This window comes from Streptomyces sp. WMMB 322 (assembly GCF_900090145.1).
In the GTDB taxonomy this organism is placed as follows: domain Bacteria; phylum Actinomycetota; class Actinomycetes; order Streptomycetales; family Streptomycetaceae; genus Streptomyces.
Window position 1 is genome coordinate 390,736 of record NZ_FMHI01000001.1, and the last position, 26,576, is coordinate 417,311.

The following is a 26,576-nucleotide window of genomic DNA, read 5'->3' on the forward strand; positions in this document are numbered from 1 at the left end:
TCTGGCCGGTCTCCTCGGCCTCCGACGGGCGTGCGTCGTCGGTGCCGGCCTTCCGGGAACGGGGCGCTTCGGTACGGGACTTGCCGCTGCGGGCCGTGTCGGCACGGGACCTGCCGGGGCGGGGCGCTTCGGTACGGGTCGCTCGCGTGCGCGAAGCGCTTGTGCGCGCCTCCTTCTTGGAAGTCCGCTTCCGCGGGCTCACGGGAGCAGCCAATCGACGGGGCGCTGCGAGGGCTGGTGTATCGCGCCGTCGGCGATCGTCATGGACTCGAGCTCGTAGGGCGGGCCCTTCTCCGAGGACCACTTGTAACCGGACTTCGTCGTGGACGACTTGTCCAGCTCGACCATGACCGCGACGGGCTGGCCCTCCTTGGTGAACTCGGCGCCGAGCTCGGCGTTGCCGAGGAAGCTGGAGACCTGCTGGCGGGTCTGGGCGCCCCTGCCGACCGCCTTGACACGGCCGCGCAGCACGCCGTACTCGTCCGGCGGGGCGGACTGCACGGTCAGGTCGACGGCGGCGCCCGGCGAGACGGTGGCGCCGCTGCTGCCCGGCACGTACAGCATGGCGACGAGCGGTTCGTCGGGGCGTTCCACGCGCTCGACGGTCGCGACGTCCTTGCCGGGTGTGATCACGGAGCCGATCTTCGCCGTCAGCGACGTCATGCGGCCCGCGGAGACGGTACGAACTGCCCGGTACCCCTGGTCCGTTCGCACTTTCAGCACCGGCGTGCGGGCCGGCAGCATGCGGCCCTCCTCGGCCAGCACCTGCACGACCTGGCCCGAGACGGGGCTCTGCAGCACGTAGCTGCCCTTGGCGTGGGTGAGGACACCGGGCGCGTCCAGCTTCCCGGAGACCTTTCCGGTGACAGCCCAGTAGCCCGCTCCCGCCATGACGAGAACGGTCACGAGCAGCACGAGCCAGCCCTGCGGGCGCGCGTAGCGCACGGGCAGGTCGAGTTCCTCGGGGGACTGCAGCTTGGAAAACGCCTTCTGGCGGAACTGCACGGGGCTATTCCCTCAACTGCGTTCGTCGCTTTCAGGCATGACGCTTCCTTCGGGGCGGCGGGCGGGACGCCGGCTTCACCGGTGGAGCGGTCGGGCGCTCGGTACGGCGGCCGCCGACGTCTTTTGGGGGACAGGGGTCACGAGTGTTCCACAACTGCCCCCGGACGCATCCGTGAGCCCCGGAACAGGCGGTTCCGGGGCTCACGATCACCCCACTCGGGTTCGGATGCTCCGAGCGGTTCAGGCCGTGCACACACGGCCCGGCCGCTCGGTCGCGACCTTCGCCTCAGAGACCGGCGAGGCCCGTCACCTGGGAGGTGTCGACACCGGTCAGGCCGGAGGCAACGCCGTTCACGGCGTCGGTGGTCTCGGAAACCGGGGCGACGGAGTCGGCGGTGCTCACGGCGGTGCCGACGACCGAGCCCAGGACGCCGCCCGAGACGTTGTCGAGGTCGTTGTCGGAAATCTCGCGGGTCTCGATGAAGTCCATGGGAGCTTCCCTTCGCTTCCTTTGTGTTCTCAATAACATCGGCCGGCTCGGGGAAAACCGTCCGGCCGTACGAGCGGTCGTCTGATGCCCGACGTCGGGAACCAATCGTTCAACTTCCGCGTCAGGGGCCGATCAAAGCATGCGTACATGCCGCCCGGCCACTCAACCGTGTGCTCCTCCGGCGCCGATATGGCCGTTCAACTTCCTTGCGGTGCAGCCGCGTCCACGAATTCGTGGCGATCCCTTCACTTGTCACTCCTGCGGTGTCCGCACCTTCGGGTCGCCGGTGGAGCCCCAAGTGGACATTCCCGCATCAAGCTCACCGGGCTCCATGTGCCCCGGTGCACATACCGGGAGGCGTGTGCCGTCCTTACGGACCAGTTGTGCAGGTTCGCTGAATTCCGTTTCAGGGAACGGCAGTTGCCGTGGCCAGCACGGGTCTGACCTGCGGATGCAGGCTCTGTGCAGCGGATCCTGGGAAGGTGTGACTCGTGGTAATGGAGGAAATCCGCACCGGAGTCCTCCCCTAATACGGGCCTCTAAGGCGGGGTAAGGGCGAAATGACGCGTTCAAATACTGAGACATGTGCGCGGAGCGCGCACGCGAATCACCGCCGGGTCCGTACACCCCTCGTGCCGCGGAATCCACAAGTGTCCCGGGATATCCACAACATGAGGCCTCATCAGCCGAGGCCTCCGTCCGTACGGAAATGGCGCTGTTCGGCGTGCGGGGGCGGGGCGCTGGCGTCCGTCCCGTGAACGCGCGTGCGGGTGGCGGGTACAGGGCGGGTCGGAGCGGTGAACGGAGCGAGGTGCCGGAGCCGTGCGCAGCCGGCCTCCTCGGTGCCTGGCCTCCGCGGTGCCTGGCCTCCGCGGTGCCGGCCGTCCGGGCGCCGGCATCCGCGTGGGTGTCCGGAGGGTGCTGCCCGGCCCGGTGACGGGGGCGTGGTCTGTGGTGCGTGGGCCCGCGTGTACGCGGTGGTGAAGGAGTCACCGGCCCTATATCCCGCCGATGGGACAAAGTCCAGGAAATCGGTAAGCCGTGCAGAACCGTGACGAATCCTGACCTCCTTCGTTGAATGTGTGCAGGTTGGTTGTGGGCTTCCCCCCACGTTGGCGACCGAGGCCCCGGGTTCATCCCCGGGGCCTCGGTCATTTCACAGCGCCGTCCTTCGCAGCGCCCGCTTTCACAGCGCCGTCTTCCACGAAGCCCTCGTTCACGAAGCCCTCGTCCACGAAGCCGTCTTTCACGACACCGCCCGCCGGGCAGGATCGTTCAGGTGCGTCCCTGCGGGAGCCGGGGAACGTCAGTGAGTGCCGTCCTGGAAGCGGAGCAGCCCCTTGCGACCGACCAGTCCTGCGCCGCCGCCGTCGCTGCGCCGGGCACGTGCCGCCGTCTCTGCCGTCTTCTTCGTGCACGGCGCCGTGTTCGCCTCGTGGGCCGCCCGCGTGCCCGCGGTTCAGGACCAACTCCACCTGTCGGCGGGAATGCTGGGGCTGGTGATGGCCGGACCGGGCCTGGGGGCGCTGGCAGGCAGCCAGGCGGGCGGGCTGCTGGTGCACCGGCTGGGCAGCCGCGCGGTCAGTGCGTCGGCGCCGGTGTCGCTGTGCGTGCCGCTGGCTCTGGTTCCGGCCGCACCGTCGCAGTGGACGCTCATGGCCGTGCTGGTGCTCCTCGGCGCCGCCGACGGATGCACGTCCGTGGCCATGAACGCCCAGGCCGTCGTCGTGCAGCGGCGGTACGGGCGCACCGTGCTCAACTCGATGCACGCCATCCGCAGCATCGGTGCCGTCGCGGGAGGGCTGGCCGGAGCCGCGACCTTCGCCCTCGGCCTGTCGCTCGTCGCGCAGTTCGCCCTCATGGCGGCCGTCCTCGCCGTGCTCTCCGCGGTGGCCGCGTGCGGCCTGCTGCCGGAGGGCGAAGGGGCCGGCGCGGCGGAGGCGGCGAGCGCGACGGACGGCGGTCCGGGAGCGGCCGGAGGCGCGGGACCCGGCGGAGGTGCCCGAGGGAGCAGCGGGCCCCCGGCTCCGGCGACGGCCGACGGGGAGCGGGAGCCGGGGCCGCCGAAGTCCGCGGGCCCGCGGCGCAGGTCGACCACGGTGCTGCTGCTCGCGCTGATGACGTTCCTGGCCGCGCTCGTGGAGGACGCGCCCGCGGCCTGGAGCGGTGTGTATCTGCGTCACATCGGTGCCGACGCGGCCACGGCCGCCGCCGGGTACGCCGCCTTCAGCGCGGGCAGCGTCGTCACGCGGCTCCTCAACGACCGCCTCGTGAACCGCCTCGGGTGGGCGCGGCTGATCCGGACGGGCACGCTGTGCTGCGCCGCCGTACTGGCCGCGGCGCTGCTGCTGGGGATTCCGGCGGCGGCGCTCGTGGCGCTCGTCGTCGCGGGCGCGGGGATCAGCGCGGTCTTCCCCGGTGCGTTCACCGCGGCGGGTGCGTTGCGCGATCCGGCGCCGGCGATGGGGCAGATCGGGTTCGCCGGCAACCTCGGCTGGCTGCTCGTCTCGCCGCTGATCGGCGGGCTGGCGACGATCGTCGGGCTTCCCGCTGCTCTCGGTGTGCTGGTGCCGGCGTCCCTCGCCATCGCCGCGCTCGCATCGGTGGTGCGCCCCGGACCCGTCCGTACCACAGCCCCCACGGGTGCTCCCAGTGAGTTGCGGTGAACCGAAGAATCCTGCGCACGCGGCTATTTGACAAGCGCTTGTTCTGTCATGCTCATGGCTTCAACTGTTCCGATGTTGCTCCACCTCTCCCCCCACGGAGGTACGAAATGCGTCGAAGACTTGCCGCGGGCGCCATCGTTTCGTCCGCGAGTCTCCTCGCCGTCATCGGCACCGCCACAACCGCTGCCGCGGACCCGGCCGACAAGCCACAGGTCCTCGCGAGCTGGACCCAGACCGACGCCGGGAGCCAGAACGCCTTCCTGGCCGCCAGGGCCGACCAGGGCTCATGGGCGGCCTACAACTTCGACTGGTCGACCGACGTCTGCTCCTCGTCACCTGACAACCCGTTCGGTTTCCCGTTCGAGAACGGCTGCATCCGGCACGACTTCGGCTACCGCAACTACAAGGCCCAGGGCACCTTCGAGGCCAACAAGGCCCGCGTCGACAGCGCCTTCTACGAAGACCTCAAGCGCGCCTGCGCCGGATATGACGGCGCGACGAGGGATTCCTGCAACGCCCTCGCATGGACCTACTACCAGGCGGTCGTGATCCTGGGCGTCAAGAAGGGCAGCCCGGTCGGCTGAGCCGCCGCGCGACGAGGCCCGGCACCCGACAAGGCACCCGCCGGGCGCTGCACAACGGCGGGGCACAACGACGGGGCACAGCACACGGCGGGGCACAACGGCGGGGCACAGCAACGAGGAGAAGTGCCGGGCAGAACAGCCGGGCGAGGCGACGAGGCACGGCGCAACGGTGCGCGGGACGCCGCTCGGCAGCGGCGGCGCCCCGCGCACTTCGTCATCTCGTCGTGAACGTCACCGCCCGCACATCCGGCGGGGCAGCCGTGAGCGTTCCACTGCCGGACGGGTCAGACGCTGTCCGCCAGTTCCATGCGCCCCTGCATGCGTGCGCAGTTGGCGCAGCAGAAGAAGCGCCCCTCGGCCTGCAGGCCGTGGCCAAGGATGCGGCACCCGCAGTTCTCGCAGATCGGGGCAATCTTCTGCGCGGCACATTCGAGGCTGTCGAAGGTGTGCACCGCGCCTGCCGCCCGGACTTCGAAGGCGGCCTCGTAGTCGTTCCCGCAGACCTCACATACGGCCATGGCATGGCTCCTCGGGTGATGTGGTCGGTTTGACGGTAGGGAGAAGCGGAGGGACCGCTCCGATGCGGAGGCCGTCGGCCGTCGTGCGGCCGCGCGGCCTCCGCGCCTGTGCGGGTCCTTTGAACAGCGGTCAGTGGTGCCGGGCCTGTCAGTCGGCGGACAGGGCCTCGACCAGTTCGCCGGTCGTGGCGTTCGGAAGGGACCGGGCGACGTCGGCGACGGCGACCATGCCGACGAGGCGGTTCCCGTCGATCACCGGCAGCCGGCGCACCTTGTGGCGCGTCATCGTGGCCAGGATCTCCTCACCGTCGTCGTCCGCGCCGATCGTGACGGCCTCTTCCTGATTGAGGCTGCCCGCCGGGAAGGAACCGGGGTCGCGTCCCTGGCCGAGCACCTTCACGACGATGTCCCGGTCCGTGACAACACCCTTGATCTTGTCGTCCGGACCGCAGATCGGCAGGGCGCCGACACCGTCCCGGGTCATTATTCGGGCGGCGTCGGCGGCCGACTGGTCCGACTGGACGCAATCGGCGCCGGGGGTCATCAGTTCTCGTGCGGTAGTCATGTGCAAACTCCTGGACGACTGAATTCGTGCCGCGGCGCGGGCCTCTCGTGCCCGGTCCGGTGACGGACCGCGGGAGCCGCGCCGCCGCCGGATCGGGTAGCACGTCCCCGCGTACTCAAACCCCGGCGGAAGTGGTGTGTCGGGGAGCCCCGGGGCGAGCCCGGTACTCCGCAAGCCTCCGCCGGCGACCGATGCGGAACCCTCCCCGGACGCCCGGCCAACCGGCCCTGCCCCGGCTCCCGCACGGGCCGGGCGGCTCCCGGCCCCCCGGCTCCCGCACCGGCGCCCCCGCCCCGTCCCCCGGACGCCCGCCGCGGGCCCTGCCCCGGAAAACACGAGACGCCCTGCCCGGCGGTGTGACCCGCCGGGCAGGGCGTCCGGGTGCTGCTCGCGTCCTGCGTCCGTCCTGCTCCGGTTGCTACTCGACGACCTTGATGCGGTCCGCCTTCGGCGGGTCGAGCGGCTCGGACTCGGAGGAGTTGTCGCCCAAGTACGCCTCCAGCGCCTCCAGGTCCGACTTGCCGACGAGCTTGTCCTTGCCCTCCTTGAAGACCGGGAAGCCGTCGCCGCCTCCCGCCAGGAACTCGTTCATCGCGACACGGTAGGTCTTGTCCGGGTCGATGGCCTCGCCGTCCAGCTTCACCGAGTCCGTCACGATCCGGTCCTTGCCGGACTTCGTCATGTCGAGCGTGTAGCTGAAGCCCTCGGAGACCTGGAGGATCTTCGGAGACGCCTCGTTGCTCCCGCTGACCTGCTGCTGGAGCGCGGTGATCAGCTGTTCACCCGTCAGGTCGATCGCCGTCATCATGTTGGTGAAGGGCTGCACCGTGAAGCCCTCGCCGTAGGTCACGACGCCGTCGCCCTCGTCCTCCGACGCCTTGTAGACGAGGTCGGAGCGGATGCCGCCGGGATTCATCAGGGCGAGCTGCGCCCCGCCATTGTCCTCCGGAGCCATGAACTCGAGCTGCGCGTCGCTGATCACGTCGCCCAGAGGCGACTCGGGTGACTCGGCGCCGCGGCCCTCGATGTCATCGGAGATGTAACCGATGGGCTTGTCGGCGATGGGGTCGGCCAGCTTGCCCCAGCGCTCGATGAGCGAGGTCATGTCCTTGGCCTTGGCCTGCTCGCGGCTCACCACGTGGTTGGCGGACTTCACGCCCGTACGGACGATGTCGCCGCTGCGGCGGTCGTACGTCAGCGTGGTGTCCGTGTAGAGCTTGCCGAAGGAGGAGGCGGAGGTGACGGTGCGGGGGTTGCCGGAGGGGTCCGGGACCGTGCACGCGTACGCCTGGTGGGTGTGGCCGGTGACCAGCGCGTCGACCTTCGGGCTGATGCCCTTGGCGATGTCGGTGATCGGGCCGGAGATGCCGTCGCCCGGGCCGGGGCTGTCGCAGTCGTAGTTGTACTCGGGCTTCGCCGGAGAGCCGCCCTCGTGGATGAGCGCGACGATCGACTTCACGCCCATCTTGTCGAGCTTCTTGGCGTACTTGTCGACGGTCTCGATCTCGTCGTGGAACTTCAGGCCCCTGACGCCCTCTTCACTGACGATGTCCGGCGTGCCTTCCAGAGTGACGCCGATGAAGCCGATCTTCACGCCCTTCTTCTTCCACACCGTGTAGGGCTTGAGGATCGGGCGCTGGGTCTTCTCGTCCGTCACGTTCGCCGCGAGATAGGGGAAGTCGGAGCCCTGGAAGACCTTGCCCTCCTCGGAGCAGCCGTCCTCGGGATGGCAGCCGCCCTCCTGGAGGCGCCGGAGCTCCGCGCGGCCCTCGTCGAACTCGTGGTTGCCGACGCCCGCGACATCCAGGTCCATCTTGTTGAACGCCTCGATGCTGGGCTCGTCGTGGAAGAGGCCGGAGATCAGCGGGCTCGCCCCCACCAGGTCGCCCGCCGCGGCAGTGACGCTGTACGGGTTGCCCTTGCGGGCCTTGCGCAGTGACGTCGCCAGATACTCGGCGCCTCCCGCAGCGACCTTCTCGGTGGAGCCGTCGGGCTTCTGGCGGGAGACCTCACCGGAGGAGCCGGGGGGCGGTTCGAGGTTGCCGTGGAAGTCGTTGAACGAAAGCAACTGCACGTCGACCGTGCGTCCTTGGCCGTGGCCGCGGTCGGCGCTCTCCGCACCCGCAGGCATCGCTGCCGAGAGCACGCCGGCGGCTGCCGCGAGCGCCGCGGCGCATGCGGTCAGCCGGCTGAGGCGTCTGCGCCGTTGAGGTTTCACGGTCATCGAGGTTCCCCTTCCCCTTCTCTGGTCTGCCCGAGCGCTGGCAGCCTACGGTCAACGCGCGTAGTCCGTCAGGAGTGTTGCGGTAACGACAGGGTTGCGGGCAGTGGAGCGGCCCATGTCACGCCTTCGTCCGGACCCGTCGGGCAAGCCCGCCGGCGATGTCCGCCGGCAGGGGAGCCGGTGTCCGTTTCAGGCGTTAACCTCTGCATCATCCGCGCGGACGGTACGAGCAACAGCCCCCAGCGGGGCGGAACTTGTGGCGTCCTTCCACGAGGGGGGCACAGTTGAGCAGTGAAGGGCCGGGGCACCGCACGTCCGAGGACGTCCGGGACAGGATCGACACGAGCATCACGCACACCGCCCGCGTGTGGAACTACTGGCTGGGCGGCAAGGACCACTACGAGGTCGACCGCGAGACGGGCGACCAGATACGCAGACTCCACCCGGGCATCGGCGAATACGCCCGTGCCGACCGGCGCTTCCTGGGGCGCGCCGTGTCGCATCTGGCGGGGGAGCTCGGCATCAGGCAGTTCCTCGACATCGGCACGGGCCTGCCGACCGCCGACAACACTCACGAGGTGGCGCAGCGGGTCGCGCCGGACAGCCGCGTCGTGTACGTGGACAACGACCCGATCGTGCTCGTGCACGCACAGGCGCTGCTCACCAGCACCCCCGAGGGGAGGACCGCCTACCTCGACTGCGACCTGCGGGATGTCGACGCCATCCTCGAACAGGCCGCGGAAACACTGGACTTGAGCCGTCCCGTGGCGCTGATCCTGCTCGGCGTGGTCATCTTCGTCGAGGACGACGAGGAGTCGTACGCCATCGTGCGGCGGTTGATGGACGCGCTGCCGGCGGGCAGTCACCTCGTCCTCTCGCACACCATCACGTCACCGGCGATGCCGGACGTGGACGCGGCCGTCGCGTTCTGGAACGCCAACGGGACGCCGAAGCTGACCCAGCGCACTCCCTCGCAGGTGGAGCGCTACTTCGACGGGCTGGAGCTGCTGGAGCCCGGCGTCGTCGCCTGCTCCCGCTGGCTTCCGGGGGCGAGTCTGGACGCGGAGGACGTGGCGATGTACGGGGGCGTCGGCCGGAAGCCGTGACCTCCCGTCCGGCGTGTGCCGCTTGCGCGGCATGACGGCCGGCCGGCCCCGCAGCCCCCGGAATGCACCCGGTGGTGGCGGGGCCGCTGCGTGTTCGAGGCGTGCGCGGTGCGGCACGGCGCGCGGGGAGTCCGCGGCCGGCCGGTCGCTCATGGGCACGGCCCCGCCCGGGAACGCGAGTACGTTCCGTGTGCCTTTCCCCATGGCCGGACGCATGTTCCGGGCAGCGGGACACGGGCGGACGCCCGTGTTGCGCCGTATGGCGGCGCGGCCGCGCGGGCACCTCCGCGCACCCATATATGTGGGTTTGTCGACTTTCCCTGAGAAAGCGAGAGCCCGCCATGAGCACGTACATACGTCACGCCACTCTGGCCACCGCCACGACTGTGCTGCTGGGGATCGTCGCCGGCTGCGGCAGCCAGCACGGCCACCGGCAGGGGGACCGGGGAGACAATGCCGCTGCGAAGAGCGAGGCGTCCGCGACGGCCTCGCTGCGGCCGTTCACGCTGGTCGCCACCGGCGACATCCTGGCCCACGACTCCGTCATACGTCAGGCCCGTACGGACGCCGCCGGCTCCGGATACGACTTCCGCACGATGCTCGCGGGCGCCAAGCCGGTGGCGTCGAAGGCCGACTTGGCGATATGCCACATGGAAACCGTCTACGGCCCCCGGGGCGGCCCGTTCACCGGATACCCCGCTTTCAAGACGCCCCCGGACGTGGCCCAAGCGATCAAGGAAACCGGCTACGAGAGCTGCTCTTCGGCCTCCAACCACACCATGGACGACGGCATGGACGGAGTCCGCCGCACCGTCACCGAGATGGACAAGGCGGGCCTGAAGCACGCCGGTTCGGCGGCGTCGGCCCGCGGACGCAGCCACATCACGATGATGAAGGCGGGCGGCGCGAAGGTCGCCCAGCTCGCGTACACCTACGGGACCAACGGCCTGCCCGTACCGAAGAACAAGCCGTGGGCCGTGAACCTCATGGAGCCGAAGCGGATCATCGCCGACGCGCGCGCGGCCCGCCGGGCCGGTGCCGACGTCGTCGTCACGAGCATGCACTGGGGCACCGAGTGGCAGCAGGAGCCCGACAGCCGGCAGAAGAAGCTGGCCAAGCAGCTCACGGCATCCCGCGACTCCGACGGCCGCAAGGACATCGACCTCATCATCGGCACCCACGCCCACGTGCCGCAGCCGTACGAGAAGGTCAACGGCACGTGGGTCGTCTACGGGATGGGAGACCAGCTCGCGGGCAAGATGAACGACCCGCGCGGTTCGATGAGTTCGGCCGCCCGCTTCACGTTCGTGCCGCCTAAGGCGGGAAGGCCGGCCGCCCACGCGGACGCGGCCCGGGACGCGAAGGGGCACAAGGATCACAAGAGCCGGAAGGGGGCCAAGTCCGGCAAGGGCGCGGTGAGTCAGGGGCGGGCGGGCGAATGGAAGGTCAGGAAGGCCGAGTACATCCCCTTCTTCGTGCAGAACTCGCCCCGCATCAGCGTCGTCGACCTGAGCCAGGCGAACGCCCGCGACGCGGGCACGGGCCGGGCCGAGGCGTTCCGCACGATCCGCAAGGCGGTGCTCAGCAGGGGTGCCGACAAGCAGGGGCTGCGGATGGGGCATTGACCCGCACAGGCCGTTGACGGCCGTTGACGCGCGCGCCGTTGACGCGCGCGGGCCGTCGGCCGTTGCGGCTGCGGGCCCCGGCAACGTACCGGGGCCCGCACGCACGCCTGTACAGGACTGCGGCGAGGGGGAGCGAGGCCGTTCGTGGGCCGCGACGAGCCGCGACGAGCCGAGACGAGGTGAGCCGGGACGAGCCGGCCGGGCGGGGCGAGTTCCGGCCCGGATCGTCCCGGCGGGGCCCGTTGCCGTCCACCCGAGGACCGCTCGGGAATGAACGCCTGCCGGAATTCCTGACCGGCCGACCGGTTTTGAAAGCCGAACTCGGGTAAGCGTCGCAATGACGGGTGGTGTGAGACCGCGGAAAGGCCGGCCGACGTGCTGGACCGGTGCAGGAAGCGGTCTTCCCGGGCGATGCACCTGTTGCACCGATCCGACCCGAGCCGACCCGAGTGCGGGGCGTTCCAGCGGGTTTTCCGGTGTTTCTCTCGTGTTCCTCTTGTTTTTGTTGTTTCTCTTGTTTCTGTTGTTTTTCTCGCTGATCCGCTCTCACGATGCTGGTGGAAATTGATCCTGTTGGTGGGCGATTCGGTGGGGATTGCCGCGCGGATTCGCCGTGACGCCCGTCCACTGAGGCATTGCCCGGTGTCACCTGTGCGTTCCGCTCACCAGCGGTGAAAGGAATGGGGGGGGAGAAGTGCGGGGCGTGGAACCGGCCCTGCGCCGACTGCCGCGCCTGTGACTCCGTTTGACGGAGCAACGGAATCGACCGGCTTCCGTCCCCGGGGAAATGCCAAGTCACAGGCGTGATGAATGAGTGCCGACGGGCGTTGCGGCGGCGTTTGAAACAGGCTCTCAACTTCGCTCTGCCCGAGCTTCCCACTCAGGGTGACGGCATCTACACTGACGCCGCGTCAGCCCGCTCCACTTGTCATCGATAACTGAAAGTTGCGGTCAACCTATTGAGTACTGAATCTTTAACAGGCCGGACAGGGTTCAGACGCCAGACCGTGTGGCCGGCCGCGCTATTGTTCGCTGCTGTCGCGGTCATCGCGCAGATGGCCGGCTGGTGGACGCGGTCCCCCGCGGTGATGGCGAGCGGATCCGTCGCGGCCGTGGGACTTCTGGCGTGCCTGCCGCATCTCTGGCGGATGCACCGTGAGGACATACGCCACGCCGACCGCTGCACGGAGCAGGCCGAGCAGGCACAGCGCGCCGCCGACCTCCAGGTCGGATCGGAGAGGGCGCGCCTGACGGAACAGTGGCAGACCTGGTCGCAGTCCCAGTTCGAAGCCTTCCACGAGTCCCTCGAGACGTGGTGCCGCGATCTGCACGTCGTGCTGACGGAGCGGCGCAAGCCCGACTCCCCCCTCCCCAACCTGAGCCCTCAGACGGCGAAGCTGCTCAGCGGCGCGCTCGACGAGGTCGACGAGGAACTCGTCGACATCCAGGACGCCTGCGAGCACGCGATCGTCTTCCTCGCCCAGCGGCTCCAGACCGGCGGCCTCCAGATCCAGGAGAAGGCCGGCGCGCTGATCGACCGGCCGGAACCCGGACTGCCCGAACTCGGCATCGAGATCGACCACTTGGCGACGACCTTCGCCCACCACGCGCAGAGCCTGCGCATTCTCGGCGGTTCGTGGACCGGGCAGCAGTGGCAGGAGACGGTCCCTCTCACGGACATCGTCCGCGCCGCCGGCGGCCAGATCACCGACTACCAGCGTGTGGTCATCGGCGGCGATCCCGACCTGGGCGTCAAGGACTTCGCGGCCGAATGGCTCATCCACCTCGTCGCGGAGATCCTGGGGAACGCGACGACCTACAGCCCCAGCAGCAAGGAGGTCACAGCGCAGCTGGAGGCCGTCCCGTCCGGAGCCGTCATCCAGATCGACGACCGCGGTACGGGCATGACGGAGGCCCGTCTCCAGAAGGCCCTCGAACTCGTCGCCGGCCCGCGCGACGTGAGCATCCGCGACCTCCAGACCCCGCAGGTGGGCCTGGCGGTGGTCGGCAACATCGCACGCCGGCTCAAGATCAGGGTGAGCCTGGGGCGTTCACCGTACGGAGGCATCCGCGCCGTCGTACTCGTGCCCATGGACCTCCTCGAAGCGATCGACCCGGTGTACACGATGCCCGTGCCCGAAGGCACCGCCGGCCGGGAGGCCGAAGAACCGGAGGCGGAGCAGACCCGGCATGCCGAGCGGAGGGAGAACCCCCTCCCGGTGCGCCCCCGTGTGCAGGAGGCCGCGCCGGTCCGCACGCCGGCGCCCGCTGGCGAGCCTGCTGGCGAGCCCGCTACCGAGCCCGCTTCCGCGTTCGCCCGGGAGCGGACCGAGAGCTCCGAGGCCCCCTCGGGTCCGGAGGCTCCCGCCGTGGGCCTGCCGCGCAGGCGCTCGCCGCGCAATTCACGCCCCGCCGCTCCCGTCGAGACGGAACAGACCAGTGTCGGCGGCGACGAGGACCCGGAAGCCGCCGCTTCCTTCATGAGCTCCTTCGTGCTGGGAGGCCGGACCTCTTCGACCGATGATGAAACCGATTCGCCCCAGGGGGACGACCACCGATGAGTCACGAAGCAGCCGCGCACGACCAGTCCTGGATGCTCAGTGACGTAGCTGACGTCCCCGGCGTGCAGCACGCGGTGGTCCTCAGCGCCGACGGGCTGGTCCGCGCCCGTACGAACGATCTCGGCGTCGACGAGGCCGACACGCTCGCCGCGGCGGCGGCCGGGCTCCAGTCGCTGGGCGTGAGCCTGGCGGGGCGTTTCGGCGAAGGCGGACTGAAACAGCACATGGTCGAGTGGAAAGGCGGCTTCCTCTTCCTGCGCGGAGCAGGGGACGGGTCGCGTCTCGCGGTGATCACCAGCAACAAGGTCGACCCGGGAGTGATCGCCTCCCAGATGGTGCTCCAGGTGCAGCGGTTCGGCGACCACCAGGGCAGCCCGCCGAGGAGGCACTAGCGACGTGACCCGACCGAGAGGACCGAGAAGGGGACCTGTGCGCCCCTACGTGCTGACCGGCGGGCGCGCTCGCCCTCGTCAACGGCTGGCGGTCGAGACGCTGCTGGAGTCCGTCGACCCCGACGGCACCGAACTCCCGGTGACCGCCAGCCGGCAGGAACGGATGCTGTGGCAGATGTGCCGCAACAGGATCTCCGTGGCGGAGTCCGCGGCGCACCTGGGGCTGTCGGTCAGCGTCGTCACGATCCTCGCCTGCGACCTGATCGACGCCGGCTACCTGACCACTCGCTCTCAGGTCCCCAAGGCGCAGCTTCCCGACGTGCACATACTCCAAGAGGTACTGGATGGACTCCGCAGACAACTCAGCGCCTGAGAGGCGCTACCTGGCACCCACAGTCGACCAGGCGCTGAAGATCCTCGTCGTCGGCTCCTTCGGGGTGGGCAAGACGACGCTCGTGGGGAGCGTCAGCGAGATCGATCCGCTGCGCACCGAGGAGACCATCACCCAGGCCAGCACCGGCGTGGACGACCTCACCGGACTGTCGGGGAAGACCGCGACGACCGTTGCCATGGACTTCGGGCGCATCACGCTCAGCTCCCGGATGGTGCTCTACCTCTTCGGCACGCCGGGCCAGCGCCGCTTCTGGGACCTGTGGGAGGGGCTGGTCATCGGGTCGATCGGGCTGCTGGTGCTCGTCGACACGAGAAGGATCGAGGACAGCTTCGAGATTCTCGACCAACTCGACGTGCGCAGCCTCCCGTTCGCCGTCGCCATCAACCAGTTCCCGGATTCGGCCCACTACAGCGAGGCGGATCTGCGCGAGGCGCTCGACCTGCTTCCGGAGACCCCGCTCGTCCACGTCGACGCCCGCGACCGTCATTCCTCGACGCAGGCACTGATCTCCCTCGTCGAGTACGCCGCCCGCATCAAAGCTCAGGAGAAGGTTGCGTGACCACACCGGCACCGACGCGTCCCCTCGACTCCGGGACGCTCGTCTCCCTCACGGACATCACCCAGTCCAGAGACCCGCACCGCATCTACCACCAACTCCGCCTCCAGCACGGCCCGGTGGCCCCCGTCGAGCTGGAGCCCGGAGTGCCCGGGTGGCTCGTGATGGGTCTCGAACAGCTGCGCATCATCACCGAACGCGAGGCGCTCTTCTCGCGTGACGCGCGCAACTGGCGGGACCTCAACGACGGCATCGTCTCGCCGGACTCGGGGCTGCTGCCGATGATGGCCTACCGGCCCAACGTCATCGGCGCCGACCAGCAGGAGCACCGGCGCCTGCGCCAGCCCCTGGACGACGGAGTCGGACGCATCAACCACCGCGCGCTGCGCCGCCAGGTGCAGGGCATCTGCAAGGAACTCATCAACACCTTCGCCCGGTTCGGGAAGGCCGACCTGGTCGCGGACTACGCGGCGTACGTGCCGATGCTGGCCGTCGCGAGACTCTTCGGGCTCGACACCCGCCAGGGCCACGAGCTGCGCGCCGCCCTGATCGCGCTGTTCAGCAGCCAGACCGACTCCCAGGTCGGCAACCGCAGCTTCGAGCAGATCCTCTTCGACACCCTGCGTGAGCGGCAGCAGAACCCGACCGACGATCTGACGACCGCCCTGATGAACCACCCGAACCTTCAGGACGATCCCGAAGTCCTCCAGTCCATGGTGGTGATGATCTCCGCCGGGAACGAGACCACGACCTGCTGGATCGCGCACACCCTCTACCGGATGATCACGGACACCTCGTTCGACGACCGTCTGCGCAGCGGCCAGCTCGGCGTGGACGACGCCCTCGACGAGGTGTTGTGGCGCGAACCGCCCATGACGCACATGCCCGCGCGCTACGCGCTGCGCGACATCGAACTGGGCGGCCAGCTCATCCGCCACGGCGACGTGCTCATCCTCGGGCTCTCCGCCGCGAATTCGGACCCGGCTCTCGCGCCGGGCGGACAGCGTCCGGCCAGCAACCGTGCTCACGTGGCCTATTCGGCCGGACCGCACATGTGTCCCGCGCAGGACACCTCACGCGTGATCACCCGTACCGCCGTGGACACCGCGCTGCACCTGCTGCCCGGCCTGCGGCTGACCGTCACACCCGGCGAGGTCACCTGGAACCCGTCGCCGTGGACCCGCTGCCCGACCCGACTGCCCGTCGCTTTCGCCGTACCCCACGAGATCCGCACCGCGCCGGCATCCGCCGCCCGTCCCATTGGAGAGACCGTATGACGGCCGACCAGGCAGCATCCGCATCGGGCGTACCCGTCCTGGAACTCGATCCCCACGGCCGCGACCACCAGGGGGAGGCCGCGAGACTGCGCGGGCTCGGCCCGGTGGTGCGCGTGAAACTGCCGGGGGACGTGGAGGCGTGGAGCGTCACGCGCCACAGCCTTCTCAACGACCTGGTGATGGACCCGCGCATCTCCAAGGACTGGCACAACTGGGGCGCCATGCAGCGGGGCGAGATCCCCGACGACTGGCCGCTGATCGGCATGGTCAAGGTCACCAACATGGTGACGGCGGACGGTGCCGAGCACCGCCGGCTGCGCAAGCTCGTCAGCCAGACCTTCACGGCACGACGCGTGGAGGAACTGCGGCCCCGCACCTCCGAGATCGTCGAGAACCTCCTGCAGGCGCTGCCGTCGCACGCGGACCCCGACGGCACCGTCGACTTGCGCAAGCACTATGCCTACCCGGTGCCCATGCAGGTCATCAGCGATCTCTTCGGCATCCCGGACCACGAACGGCCGGAGCTGCGCGAGGCGGTGGACAAGATCTTCCGCTCCGACCTGTCCCCGGAGGTCGTCGGCGCGAACCAGATCGCCGTCTACCAGCTGCTGGCCCGCGTCGTCGAACTGCGCGGCAGTGAACGGGGGGACGACCTGACCAGCGCCCTCATCTCCGCCCGGGAGGCCGAGCCGGACGCGCTGACGCAGGAGGAACTCGTCGGCACGCTCCTCGTGATGCTCTCGGCCGGGCACGAGACCACGCTCAGCCTGATCGTCAACGCCGTGCGCGCCCTGCTGACGCACCCGGACCAACTGGCCCTCACCAAGGGCGAGGAGGACATGTGGCCCGCGGTCGTCGAGGAGACGCTGCGGTGGGAGGCGCCCATCGGCAACTTCCCCTTCCGGTACTCGACGGAGGACATCGAGATCGCCGGTGTCACCATCCCGGCGGGCGAGCCGATCATGGCCCCGTACAGCGCGGTCGGCAGGGACCCGCAGCAGCACGGCCCCGACGCGGACACCTTCGACATCAGCCGCGAGCAGGCACGGCACCTCTCGTTCGGGCACGGCGTGCACGCCTGTCTCGGTGCACCCCTCGCGCGGCTGGAGGCGACCATCGCGCTGCGTGAACTCTTCACGCGCTTCCCGGACATGATCCTCGGAGCGGTGCCGGGGACCCTCGACCCGGTGCCCTCGATGTTCTCCAACAGCGTCACCACGCTGCCCGTACGGCTCGGCCGGCCGGCGGGTTAGCCCCTCTCCGGCCGGTCTCCGGCAGCGGCGGGGGCGGCGGGCGGTGAGCCGCGCCGTCCCTCCCGCGGCCCCGGCCGGGGGGAATCGACCATGGGCCGCGCTCCGGCCGGCCCGGACCGTACGGGGAGGGGGAGCAGGGGCACGTCGCGCGTCTGCCCACGTACGGACCGAACTCGCACGTCCGCACGCAGCAGCTGCCAGAAGCACCACCGAGGTTCTTCACGGAAGGCGCGACGACCATGCTCGACGGACAGGAGTACCCGGACGCGGAGGCATCCCCCACAGGCGTGCCGGGCGGGCGCCCGGCGGCTCGCGCCGGAGCCCCGCGCATCACCAGGACCGAGAGCGGTCCGAAGACCCGGGCGTCGACCCGGGCGTCGACCGGGGCGTCGACCCGGACGCGGCCCCGTCCCCCGTCCTCGCGCCGGGCCCGGGCCGGAACCGGGACCGGGACCGGGACCGGGAACGGAACCCCGGCGGGCGAGGAGCCGGCAGGGGAGAAACCGGCGGGCCACGCGTTACCCGGGGGCCTGCGGGACCTGCGGGTCCTGCGGGACTTGCAGGGCGTCGTGGCGGCGCTGGGCCGGCTGCCCGCCCACCTGTGGCGCGAGATCCTCATCAGCTACCGCTTCAACAGCAACGACCTGTGGTCCACCGTCGTACCCGCGTCCTGCTTCGTCGTCGCCGCCGTACGGAACGCGGGGCTCGGGCCGTTCGCCGCCGCCGTCACCGTGGCGGGGGCGGTGCTGTACTTCTGGCTCTTCATCTACGGGTCGAGCCTCATCAACCAGATCACCGGCGTGGCGGAGGACAGGCTCAACAAGCCCTTCCGTCCCCTGGTCACCGGGGAGAGCAGCATGCTCGGGGCGAAGCGCCGTCTGGCCGCCGTCCACGTGCTCTTCCCCGCCGTCGGACTGCTCCTGGGCGTGGTGGAGTGGGCCCTGCTGTGGCAGCTGCTGTTCATGCTCCACTACGCGTGGGGAGGCCACCGGCACTGGTTCGCCAAGAACCTGCTGATCGCCCTCGGCGTCGTCTCCCAGCTCGCCCCCGCCTGGCAGATGGTCACGCCTCTCACGACACCCGTGTGGCACTGGGTCCTCACCATGGCCGCGATGACGTTCCTGATCATCGGCGTCCAGGATCTGCGGGACGTGGAGGGCGACCTGACCCTGGGACGGCGCACGATGCCCGTCGTCCTCGGCGACCTTCCCTGCCGCGTCTACTTCGCCGGCAGCTTCGTGGTGCTGCTTCCCGTCACGCACTTCGTGATGGTGGAGCCCGCCGGGTTCCACTGGTGGACGGCCGCCATCGACGCGGCACTGGCCGGCCTGAGCCTGCTGCTCGCCGCACGCGTCCTGCTGCTGCGCACACCCGCGCAGGACCACCGCACGCAGCGGTTCGTGGAGTGGTGGTACACCTTCGTCCTCGCCACCGCCGTCGTACTGCTGTGAACACTCGCCGTGCCCGTGCCCGTGCCCGTGCCCGGGAGGCGGGCCTCCGGGGCGGGGCGGTGCCTCCGGGTAGGCGGCCGTGCCTCCGGGTACGCGGCTACGCGTCACAACGCGAACGCAGCAGCAGACACGAGAGCCGAGGAGTCCGACCATGTCGAAACCGCCGCTTCCCGACGAGGCCGTGGCCGTGCTGGAGAAGGCCAACCCGGCCGTCATCACGACGCTGCGGTCCGACGGCCAGCCGGTGTCCACGGCCACCTGGTACCTGTGGGAGCAGGGCCGGGTTCTGGTCAACATGGACGAGGGCCGCAAGCGGCTGGCACACATGCGCAACGACCCCCGCGTCACCCTCACCGTCCTCGACGAGGGCAACTGGTACACCCACGTGAGTCTCATCGGCCGGGTCACCGAGTTCCGTGACGACGAGGGCCTGACCGACATCGACCGGCTCGCGAACCACTATCTGGGCAAGCAGTATCCGCGGCGCGACCGCGGCAGGGTCAGTGCGTGGATCGGGATCGACCGGTGGCACGGCTGGGGCTCACTGAAGGACAGCAGCCAGGCGGGTTGACGGACCGCGTCCACGGCCCGGGCACGACCGCCCCGCTCCCCGTCACTCCTCCGTGAGGGAGAGCGGTCACTCCTCAGTGAGGGAGAGCGCCTGGCTGGGGCATGTTCCGACCGCTTCCCGCACGTCGTCCAGTGCGGCCTCCGCGGGCCGTTCGGCCAGGACGAGGACGGTGCCGTCCTCCTCGTCCTGGTCGAACACCGAGGGCGCGCTGAGCACGCACTGGCCTGCGCCGACGCAAAGCGTGGTGTCCGCGACGATGCGCATCGTTCCTCCTTCTCCTGTGCCGTCTCCGGGTCCTGCGGCGGGCGCTGCAAGCGCTACCAGGTGACCGGCAGTTCGTGGAGTCCGTAGACGGTGCTGTCGTCCTTGAAGGGCAGTTCGTCCACGGGCACTGCGAGGCGCAGTCCCGGAACGCGCCGGAACAGGGTCTCGTAGACGAGCTGCAGCTCCATCCGTGCCAGGTTCTGGCCGAGGCACTGATGGGCGCCGTACCCGAAGGCCACGTGGTGCCGGTCTCCGCGCCCGACGTCGAGTTCGCCGGGGCGGGCGAAGACGGCGGGGTCGTGGTTCGCGGAGCTGCCGAGCCCGAGCACGCCCTCACCGGCCCTGATGAGCACTCCGCCGATCTCGGCGTCCTCGGTGGCCACCCGGGAGGTGACGGCGTCGACGATGCTGAAGTAGCGCAGCAGTTCCTCGACGGCGTCCGCTACCGCGTCCGGGTCCTCGCCGAGCCGTGCCCGCTCGCCGGGGTTTTCCAGGAGGGCGAGCGTGCCCAGCGAGATCATGTTCGCCGTCGTCTCGTGTCCCGCGATGAGCAGCAGCACGGCGAGACTCACCAGGTCCGCGTGGTCGCCCCTGCCCGTCTCCCGCTGTTTGAGCACCTGCCTGCCGAGCAGGTCGTCGGTGGGGTCCTGCTCCTTCGCCGTGATCAACTCGTCGAGGTACGTGCGGAGTTCGTCGCGGGCCTGCTCGCGCCCGGCCATCGGCTCGGTCCGGCGCAGCAGCCGCGCCGAGCGTGACTGGAAGAACTCGTGGTCGGCGTACGGAACTCCCAGCAGCTCGCAGATGACCAGGGACGGGACCGGCAGCGACAGCGCGCGGACGAGGTCGGCCGGACGGGGGCCGGCCAGCAGGGCGTCCACGTGCTCGTCCACGATCTGCTGGATGCGCGGCCGCAGCGCCGCCATCCGCTTGACGGTGAACTCGCCGACCACCGCCCGGCGGGCCTGCCCGTGTTCGGGCGGGTCCATCGAGATCAGCGACAGCCGGAACCGTGCGGCCAGTTGCTGCTGCCCCTCGACGAGGACGGGGAAGCCGGGCCGGGTGCGGTCGGAGCTGAAGCGCGGGTCGGCGAGCATAGCCCGGACGTCCTCGTGCCGGGTCAGCGCCCAGGCGGTGCGGCCGCCGGGCAGGGCGACGCGGGAGACCGGTTCTCTCTCGCGCATCCGCTCGTACTCCGCGGGCGGTGAGAACGGGCACGTACGCGGGACGGGGAGCGTCACCGTGGGCTGATCGCTCGTCATGGAACCCCAATCAGGGACATGGACTTCACGTGGCGGATCTTCAACAGCGCGCCGTTTCACGGTAGTTATGTGGATGATTTTCGTCCACATAACCAGGTGAAAGAATCGGCCAACTTCCGTGGAAAGGCGGGGACATGGCGGCCGGCTCCAGCTCCAGCGCAAGCTCCCGGTCCGTGACGGACTCGGTGACCGATGCCGTGACGGGCATGCCGTCCTGCTCGGGGAGGGAAGCGGCGTCCGTGGAGTCCGGCACCGCGTCCGCTTCGGCGACCGGAAGCGGCTCCGGCTCCGGCACCGGCACCGGAACGCCCCTGAGGGCGGACGCGCTGCGCAACCGGCGGAAGATCCTCGCGGCCGCCAAGGAGATGTTCGCCCTCCGCGGGCCCGACGTACCGATGGAGGACGTCGCCCGCCGGGCCTCCGTCGGAGTCGCCACGCTCTACCGGCGTTTCCCCGACCGGGAGGCCCTGATCCGCGCGGTCGCCCGGGACACCTTCGCCCGCGTGCTGGAGGAGTCCCGCGCGGCGGTCGCCGAGGAGCCGGGCGCGTGGGAGGCACTCGTACGGATGCTGTGCAGCTCCCAGGAGCTTCAGCTGAGCGTCCAGCTCGCCGTCCACTCCCGGCTGGTACGCGACACCGTCCGGGACGACCCCGGTACGGGCCGGTTCCGCGACGAGCTGCTCGGCGTCCTCGACCGGGTGGTGAAGGCGGCCCAGGAGGAGGGGACGCTGCGCGGCGACATCGGCACCGGCGACGTCGCCGCCCTGCTCTCGCTCCTGCTGCGCCGCGCTCCCGACCCGCCCGACGGCTCGGCCGGTGCCGCCGCGGAACGGGCCATGGGGCTCATGCTCGACGGTCTGCGGGCCCGCCCGGGCAACACCTCCCTGCCCGGAGGGCCGCTGTCCGTGGGCGACTTCGACGAACAGCACAAACGCGACCTCCGCCCCTGACGAACCCCTGACGAACCCCTGTGGACCCGCTGGTGCCGCTGCCCTCCGGAGGGTTCTCGGGTGCCGGTTCCGGACTCCGTGATTCCCCCGCACGTACAACACCCTCCCGCCGGGTAGCCGAAGGCGAGCACCGGAGCACACCACAGCAGGAGGGAGCCCCGCCATGGCCGGCGCGGACGAGGAGGCGCTCACGACGGTCACGGGCCGCGCCGCCCGGGGAACCGTGACGCAGCGCCTCATCGACGGCCACCTGGCCGAAGGCGAGGCGCGGCCCGGCGAGGAGATCGGTCTGCGCATCGACCAGACCCTCACCCAGGACGCCACCGGGACGCTGGTGATGCAGGAGCTGGAATCGCTCGGCCTGGACCGCGTCCGCACCGAGGTCAGCGTCCAGTACGTGGACCACGACATCCTCCGGACCGACGGGCGCAACGCCGAGGACCACGCGTTCCTGCGTTCCGCCGCCCGCCGCTTCGGCCTCTGGTACTCCAAGCCCGGCAACGGCGTCTCGCACCCCACCCACATGCAGCGCTTCGGCGTTCCCGGCAAGACCCTCGCGGGCTCCGACTCCCATACGTGTGCGGCCGGTTCGCTCGGCATGCTGGCCATCGGGGTCGGCGGGCTGGAGGTGGCGCTGGCCATGGCAGGCCGCCCCCTGTACGTGCGGATGCCCCGGATCTGGGGCGTCCGCCTGACGGGAGAGCTGCCGCCGTGGGTGAGTGCGAAGGACGTCATCCTGGAGCTGCTGCGCCGCCACGGAGTCAAGGGCGCCGTCAACCGCGTCCTCGAATACCACGGCCCGGGCCTGGCCTCCCTGAGCGCGATGGACCGGCACGTCATCGCCGGCATGGGCGCCGAACTGGGCGCCACCGCGAGCGTCTTCCCCTCCGACGACGCCGTGCGGGACTTCCTGCGGTCCCAGGGCCGCGAGGAGGACTTCGTCCCGCTCGCCGCGGAGCCCGGCGCCGTCTACGACCTCGACGAGGAGATCGACCTCTCGTCCCTCGAACCCCTCATAGCCCGGCCCTCCTCGCCGGGCAGCGTGGTATCCGTGCGCGAGGTCGCGGGCCGGCCCGTCGACCAGGCCGTGATCGGCTCCTGCGCCAATCCCGGGCTGCGGGACTTCGCCGTTTCCGCCGCCATGGTCGCGGGGCGCCGAACCGCCGAGGGCGTGAGTCTCGACGTCAACCCCACGTCGCGCGAGATCCTCCAGGACCTCACCCGTTCCGGAGGCACCCTCGACCTCGTCTCCGCCGGTGCCCGGCTGCACCAGAGCGGCTGCCTCGGCTGCACCGGCATGGGCCGGGCGCCGGCCGTGGGAAGCAACTCGCTGCGCACGTTTCCGCGCAACTTCCCCGGGCGTTCCGGGGCGGAGGAGGACTCCGTGTGGCTGTGCTCCCCGGAGACCGCCGTCGCCTCCGCGCTGACCGGCGTCATCACCGACCCGCGCGACTGGGCCGCCGACGCCGGGATGGCGGCGCCGCGCATCGAACTGCCGGAGCCGGCCGCCGTGAACAGGCAGCTGCTGGAGGCGCCCCTTCCCGTCGACGACGCGGCCCCCGTGGAACTCGAACGCGGACCGAACGTCTCCGCGCTGCCCGAATTCGACCCGCTGCCCGAGACCTTGGAGGGTCCGGTGCTGCTGAAGGCGGGCGACGACGTCTCCACGGACGAGATCTCACCGGCCGGCGCCCGGGCGCTGCCGTACCGGTCGGACATCCCGAAGCTCGCCGAGTTCACCTTCGCCCGCCTCGACCCAGACTATCCGCGCAGGGCTGCCGAGGCGGCCGGGCAGGAGAGCGGCAACGGGCACTTCGTCGTCGGCGGTGACAACTACGGTCAGGGTTCCTCGCGGGAGCATGCCGCGATCACGCCGCGCCATCTGGGGCTGCGTGCCGTCGTGGCCAAGTCCTTCGCGCGCATCCACTGGCAGAACCTCGTCAACTTCGGTGTGCTGCCGCTGGAGTTCGAGGACTGCGGCGACGGCGAGCGCATCAGCAGCGGTGACGTGCTGCGCCTCGACGGCCTGCGCGACGCCCTCGGGGAGGATGCGGACGTGACAGGCGGAACGTTGCGCCTGCGGAACGTCACCCGCGACGAGGCGTATGCGGTGAGGCACCGTCTCTCCGCCCGGCAGCGGGACGTCGTACGGGCGGGCGGCGTCATTCCGGCCCTGGCGGCGAGCACGGCGGAGTCGGCGCACATGGTGAGCGCGGCGGAGTCGGCGAGCGGGGCGGAGTCGGCGCACACGGCGGACACTGCGGAGTCGGACACTGCGGGGGCGGACACGGTCGGCACCGGCCGGTAGCGGGCGGGTCGGTTCACCGGTTCCGGCGGGCCTTGGGTGTTTCGCCCGGCCCCTCCCTGTTCCCCCGGCGCCCGTCGGCCCCGGTCCGGCCACGCCTGTCCGGGCCCCGGCTGTCCGGACGTTCGGGTGAGGGGGATCAGCGCGCTGCACCGCGGTGCTTGCGCGATCTGCCCGGGACGGGGAGGCGGAGCCGCTCGGCGGCCTTCGTCAGCCGCGGGTGCCGGTCGACCATCTCGCGCGTGTAGCGGTCGAGCTCCTCCGCGAGCCGCACCGAACGCTTCTCCACGTCGAGTTCGTCGAGCAGCCTGTCGATCTCGGCGAGCAGGGCGCCGTGCAGCTGCCACTGGCGCGGGTGGTTCCGGACGCCGGTGAGCAGCAGGTCCGCCACGCGGTCACGGGCCTCGCGGGCCGCGGAGAGTTCCTCCAGCAGCCGGGCCTCGGCCGTCTCCGCGTCCGCGGTGACGTCACTGGTGATGAGGACGGCGAACGCCTTGACCGCGGCGGCCAGATGGGCGAACAACTCCTCCAGCGCCTCGGCCTCCTGCGGCGGGAAGAGCGGCTCGTGCTGCCGGCTCGCGGCGAGGTCGGTCAGGGTCCGGGCGGTGACGCGCAGCACCACGGCGCAGATCTCCAGGGTGTCGAGACCGGTCCGCAGCACCACTCGGGAGAGCAGCGCCTCCTTCACGCGCGGGTTGAGCTTCAGGCTCTCCTCGGCCTGCGCCAGCGAGGCGTCGACCTGCACGACGTCGTGGTCGAGGCGGCGCGCTTCCCTGAGTTGTTCCGCGGCGTCCTCCACCGGGGTGTGGCGGCCGAGTTCCTCGCCCATGCGGCGGAGCAGACGACGCAGGCGTCCGGCCAGTTCCTCGATGGCCTCGCTCGCCGTCTGCGTCCACACCGGCGGTACGAAGACCACGTTGAACAGCAGACCCACCATGGCGCCGATGAGGGTCTCCACCACACGGTCCAGGGCCGTCGCGGCGACCCGCGTGACGCTCACACCCAGGACGAGCATGGCGCTGATGGCGACTTCCGGCACGAACTCGTTGACGCGTACGAGGTGTCCGACCGTCAGCGAGGCGAGGATCAGGATTCCCAGCGACCACCAGCTCAGCCCGACCAGATTGCTGAAGGCGACGGCGACCAGCACCCCCGCCACCACGGCGTTCACCCGGCGGATGCCCCGGGTGAGGGTGGCGTAGAGGGTGACCTGGACGACGAGGAGCGTGGTCAGCGGGGCCAGCAGCGGCACCTGGGCGTTGGTGAGCCAGAGGGCCGCCAGGTAGCTGAGCACGGCCGCTGCCGTCGACCGCAGAGTCTGGGCGACCGCGGGTGCGTTGCGGAGCCCTGCCAGGTCGGTGAGGGATTCGGGGACAGCCGGCACGCGGTGGCCTTTCCCGCTCCTGCGCGGAAGCGGGCGTGCGGGCGGCGCCTGCCACCCGAGTGGGCTTCGCGGCAGGTCGCGCGGGGCCGTGCCGCAGGAGCGTCACGGGCGGCGCGGACGCCCGACCGCCGGGCGGTGGACGGACCGGCCCGCCCCGGCCGCGGCCCTCCGGTGGTGCGCCTGGGCTGTGGCCCTCCGGGTGCGGCCCCCGGTGGTGCGCCGCGGATGCCGTCGCCGGATGGGGGCCCGGCTCACGGTCGCAGCAGCGCGAGGAGCTGACGCACGAGTTCGTCCACGACCTCGTCGAGGGTCGCGTCGACCCAGCCCGCGGACCAGTCGTGCACGAGGCCGTTGACGCTGCCGATGAAGGCGGCGGCGGTGAGGCGGTAGTCGCGGTCGGCGGCCTCGCCGCGCGCCGCAGCGGATGCCGCCTCGGCCCGGATCAGCTCGACCCAGCGGGCGCGCCGCGAGAGCCGCTGCTCGTCGATGCGCGGGCTGATGCCCACGATCTCGGTGAAGGCGATCCGTATGCGGCGCGGGTCCGAGGCGAGGTTCGCCGCGTACGCACGGAAGACGAAGCCGTAGCGTTCCGCGAAGGGCAGGTCCCCGGTCCTCTCGAGAGCGTCGAGGACCGCGGCCTCGGCCCAGTCGTTGACCTGGAGGTGCAGGACGGCGAGCACGTCTTCGAGGGTGCGGAACTCCTCGTAGAACTGACGGGTCGACAGCCCGGCCGCCTCGCAGAGCGCCGTGACGGTCGTCGACCGGTAGCCGGGGGAGGCCCCGAAGAGCTCGAGCGCCGCGTCGAGGAATCTCCGGCGCCGCTCCGCCTGCCGCTCGCTCGCCGCCTTGCCCGCGTAACGGCCGGTCGGCCGCCTGAGCCGTTGCTCCACCACTCTCCTTCGCCCGCTCTCTCGCTCGCCTTCCGGCGGTCGTCTTCCCGCAGGGGGGTTGAAGAACCCGGAGGCCGTCGTTACCTTCGGTAGTACCCAATGTGAACAGAGGGCTTTTCACATTGTGCCGCCCGGCATGCCTCATGAGAAGTGCCTGGTCGGACGACATGTGACGTCGAGTCACGCTCGCAGCGGAAGCCACCCGAGCTGCCTGCTCTCCCCGCAGAGCCCCGCCGATCCCTGCGGGGAGAGCCAGGCATCCTCACGCTCGCGTACGGCCTCAGGC

General features: G+C 70.6%; 23 protein-coding genes. 14 read left to right on the forward strand and 9 right to left on the reverse strand.

What is annotated here, in order from left to right; all coding sequences use genetic code 11:
- Positions 1–198 precede the first annotated feature (198 nt).
- Both H180DRAFT_RS01730 and H180DRAFT_RS01735 read right to left on the reverse strand, forming a co-directional pair.
- The gene (locus H180DRAFT_RS01730; protein WP_055484134.1) at positions 199–1,005 is read right to left on the reverse strand and encodes an HlyD family efflux transporter periplasmic adaptor subunit; all 807 of its coding nucleotides are present in this window, start codon (positions 1,003–1,005) and stop codon (positions 199–201) included.
- A gap of 286 nt (positions 1,006–1,291) precedes the next feature.
- Positions 1,292–1,495 carry a hypothetical protein gene (locus H180DRAFT_RS01735; protein WP_028436646.1) on the reverse strand — a complete coding sequence of 68 codons (204 nt, stop codon included), beginning with the start codon at positions 1,493–1,495 and terminating at the stop codon, positions 1,292–1,294.
- Between the two features lie 1,340 nt (positions 1,496–2,835).
- Between H180DRAFT_RS01735 and H180DRAFT_RS01740 the strand changes: the two genes are divergently transcribed.
- Positions 2,836–4,161 (forward strand): MFS transporter, encoded by a 1,326-nt coding sequence (locus H180DRAFT_RS01740; protein WP_055484135.1) that lies wholly within the window; start codon positions 2,836–2,838, stop codon positions 4,159–4,161.
- 107 nt (positions 4,162–4,268) lie between these two features.
- Positions 4,269–4,745 (forward strand): phospholipase, encoded by a 477-nt coding sequence (locus H180DRAFT_RS01745; protein ID WP_055484136.1) that lies wholly within the window; start codon positions 4,269–4,271, stop codon positions 4,743–4,745.
- A gap of 284 nt (positions 4,746–5,029) precedes the next feature.
- Here the strand turns inward: H180DRAFT_RS01745 and H180DRAFT_RS01750 are convergent, their stop codons facing one another.
- The 3 genes from H180DRAFT_RS01750 to H180DRAFT_RS01760 form a co-directional block, all read right to left on the reverse strand.
- Complete coding sequence (locus H180DRAFT_RS01750; RefSeq protein WP_055484137.1) at positions 5,030–5,263, reverse strand: hypothetical protein; 234 nt, start codon at positions 5,261–5,263, stop codon at positions 5,030–5,032.
- A 148-nt stretch (positions 5,264–5,411) separates the two neighbouring features.
- Positions 5,412–5,828, reverse strand: coding sequence for a CBS domain-containing protein (locus H180DRAFT_RS01755; RefSeq protein WP_055484138.1), 417 nt, complete (start codon positions 5,826–5,828; stop codon positions 5,412–5,414).
- Positions 5,829–6,246: 418 nt separating this feature from the next.
- Complete coding sequence (locus tag H180DRAFT_RS01760) at positions 6,247–8,052, reverse strand: bifunctional metallophosphatase/5'-nucleotidase (protein ID WP_055484139.1); 1,806 nt, start codon at positions 8,050–8,052, stop codon at positions 6,247–6,249.
- Between the two features lie 284 nt (positions 8,053–8,336).
- On the opposite strand from H180DRAFT_RS01760, the gene H180DRAFT_RS01765 reads away from it, so the two are divergent.
- The 10 genes from H180DRAFT_RS01765 (at position 8,337) to H180DRAFT_RS01815 (ending at position 19,238) form a co-directional block, all read left to right on the forward strand.
- Complete coding sequence (locus tag H180DRAFT_RS01765; protein ID WP_055484140.1) at positions 8,337–9,158, forward strand: SAM-dependent methyltransferase; 822 nt, start codon at positions 8,337–8,339, stop codon at positions 9,156–9,158.
- A 341-nt stretch (positions 9,159–9,499) separates the two neighbouring features.
- Positions 9,500–10,783: a CapA family protein gene (locus H180DRAFT_RS01770; RefSeq protein ID WP_055484141.1), complete on the forward strand. Its 1,284-nt coding sequence runs from the start codon at positions 9,500–9,502 to the stop codon at positions 10,781–10,783.
- A 1,088-nt stretch (positions 10,784–11,871) separates the two neighbouring features.
- A complete protein-coding gene (locus H180DRAFT_RS01775) occupies positions 11,872–13,344 on the forward strand; it encodes an ATP-binding protein (protein WP_139151335.1) in 1,473 nt (490 codons plus the stop codon).
- Positions 13,341–13,736, forward strand: a complete 396-nt coding sequence (locus H180DRAFT_RS01780; RefSeq protein WP_055484143.1) for a roadblock/LC7 domain-containing protein — start codon at positions 13,341–13,343, stop codon at positions 13,734–13,736. The genes H180DRAFT_RS01775 and H180DRAFT_RS01780 overlap by 4 nt, the downstream gene beginning before the upstream one ends.
- Positions 13,737–13,773: 37 nt before the next feature.
- Complete coding sequence (locus tag H180DRAFT_RS01785) at positions 13,774–14,109, forward strand: DUF742 domain-containing protein (protein WP_079099761.1); 336 nt, start codon at positions 13,774–13,776, stop codon at positions 14,107–14,109.
- Positions 14,081–14,689, forward strand: coding sequence for a GTP-binding protein (locus H180DRAFT_RS01790; protein WP_055484145.1), 609 nt, complete (start codon positions 14,081–14,083; stop codon positions 14,687–14,689). The genes H180DRAFT_RS01785 and H180DRAFT_RS01790 overlap by 29 nt, the downstream gene beginning before the upstream one ends.
- A 56-nt stretch (positions 14,690–14,745) precedes the next feature.
- Entirely contained in the window at positions 14,746–15,963 is a 1,218-nt protein-coding gene (locus tag H180DRAFT_RS01795) for a cytochrome P450 family protein (protein ID WP_055484469.1), read from the forward strand.
- Positions 15,960–17,216 carry a cytochrome P450 family protein gene (locus tag H180DRAFT_RS01800; protein WP_055484146.1) on the forward strand — a complete coding sequence of 419 codons (1,257 nt, stop codon included), beginning with the start codon at positions 15,960–15,962 and terminating at the stop codon, positions 17,214–17,216. The genes H180DRAFT_RS01795 and H180DRAFT_RS01800 overlap by 4 nt, the downstream gene beginning before the upstream one ends.
- Positions 17,217–17,455: 239 nt before the next feature.
- Complete coding sequence (locus H180DRAFT_RS01810; RefSeq protein ID WP_107097545.1) at positions 17,456–18,667, forward strand: UbiA family prenyltransferase; 1,212 nt, start codon at positions 17,456–17,458, stop codon at positions 18,665–18,667.
- 151 nt (positions 18,668–18,818) lie between these two features.
- Positions 18,819–19,238 (forward strand): PPOX class F420-dependent oxidoreductase, encoded by a 420-nt coding sequence (locus tag H180DRAFT_RS01815; protein ID WP_055484147.1) that lies wholly within the window; start codon positions 18,819–18,821, stop codon positions 19,236–19,238.
- A 66-nt stretch (positions 19,239–19,304) separates the two neighbouring features.
- Here H180DRAFT_RS01815 and H180DRAFT_RS01820 read toward each other — a convergent pair whose 3' ends face one another.
- Positions 19,305–19,502: a ferredoxin gene (locus H180DRAFT_RS01820; protein ID WP_055484148.1), complete on the reverse strand. Its 198-nt coding sequence runs from the start codon at positions 19,500–19,502 to the stop codon at positions 19,305–19,307.
- A 53-nt stretch (positions 19,503–19,555) separates the two neighbouring features.
- Complete coding sequence (locus H180DRAFT_RS01825; protein ID WP_055484149.1) at positions 19,556–20,761, reverse strand: cytochrome P450; 1,206 nt, start codon at positions 20,759–20,761, stop codon at positions 19,556–19,558.
- 173 nt (positions 20,762–20,934) lie between these two features.
- Here H180DRAFT_RS01825 and H180DRAFT_RS01830 point away from each other — a divergent pair, with 173 nt between their 5' ends.
- The gene (locus H180DRAFT_RS01830) at positions 20,935–21,711 is read left to right on the forward strand and encodes a TetR/AcrR family transcriptional regulator (protein ID WP_254665819.1); all 777 of its coding nucleotides are present in this window, start codon (positions 20,935–20,937) and stop codon (positions 21,709–21,711) included.
- A gap of 163 nt (positions 21,712–21,874) precedes the next feature.
- Positions 21,875–24,019 carry an aconitate hydratase gene (locus H180DRAFT_RS01835; protein WP_079099762.1) on the forward strand — a complete coding sequence of 715 codons (2,145 nt, stop codon included), beginning with the start codon at positions 21,875–21,877 and terminating at the stop codon, positions 24,017–24,019.
- Positions 24,020–24,155: 136 nt separating this feature from the next.
- Here H180DRAFT_RS01835 and H180DRAFT_RS01840 read toward each other — a convergent pair whose 3' ends face one another.
- Positions 24,156–25,400, reverse strand: coding sequence for an FUSC family protein (locus H180DRAFT_RS01840; RefSeq protein ID WP_055484150.1), 1,245 nt, complete (start codon positions 25,398–25,400; stop codon positions 24,156–24,158).
- A 251-nt stretch (positions 25,401–25,651) separates the two neighbouring features.
- Complete coding sequence (locus H180DRAFT_RS01845; RefSeq protein WP_055484151.1) at positions 25,652–26,290, reverse strand: TetR/AcrR family transcriptional regulator; 639 nt, start codon at positions 26,288–26,290, stop codon at positions 25,652–25,654.
- Between the last annotated feature and the right edge of the window lie 286 nt (positions 26,291–26,576).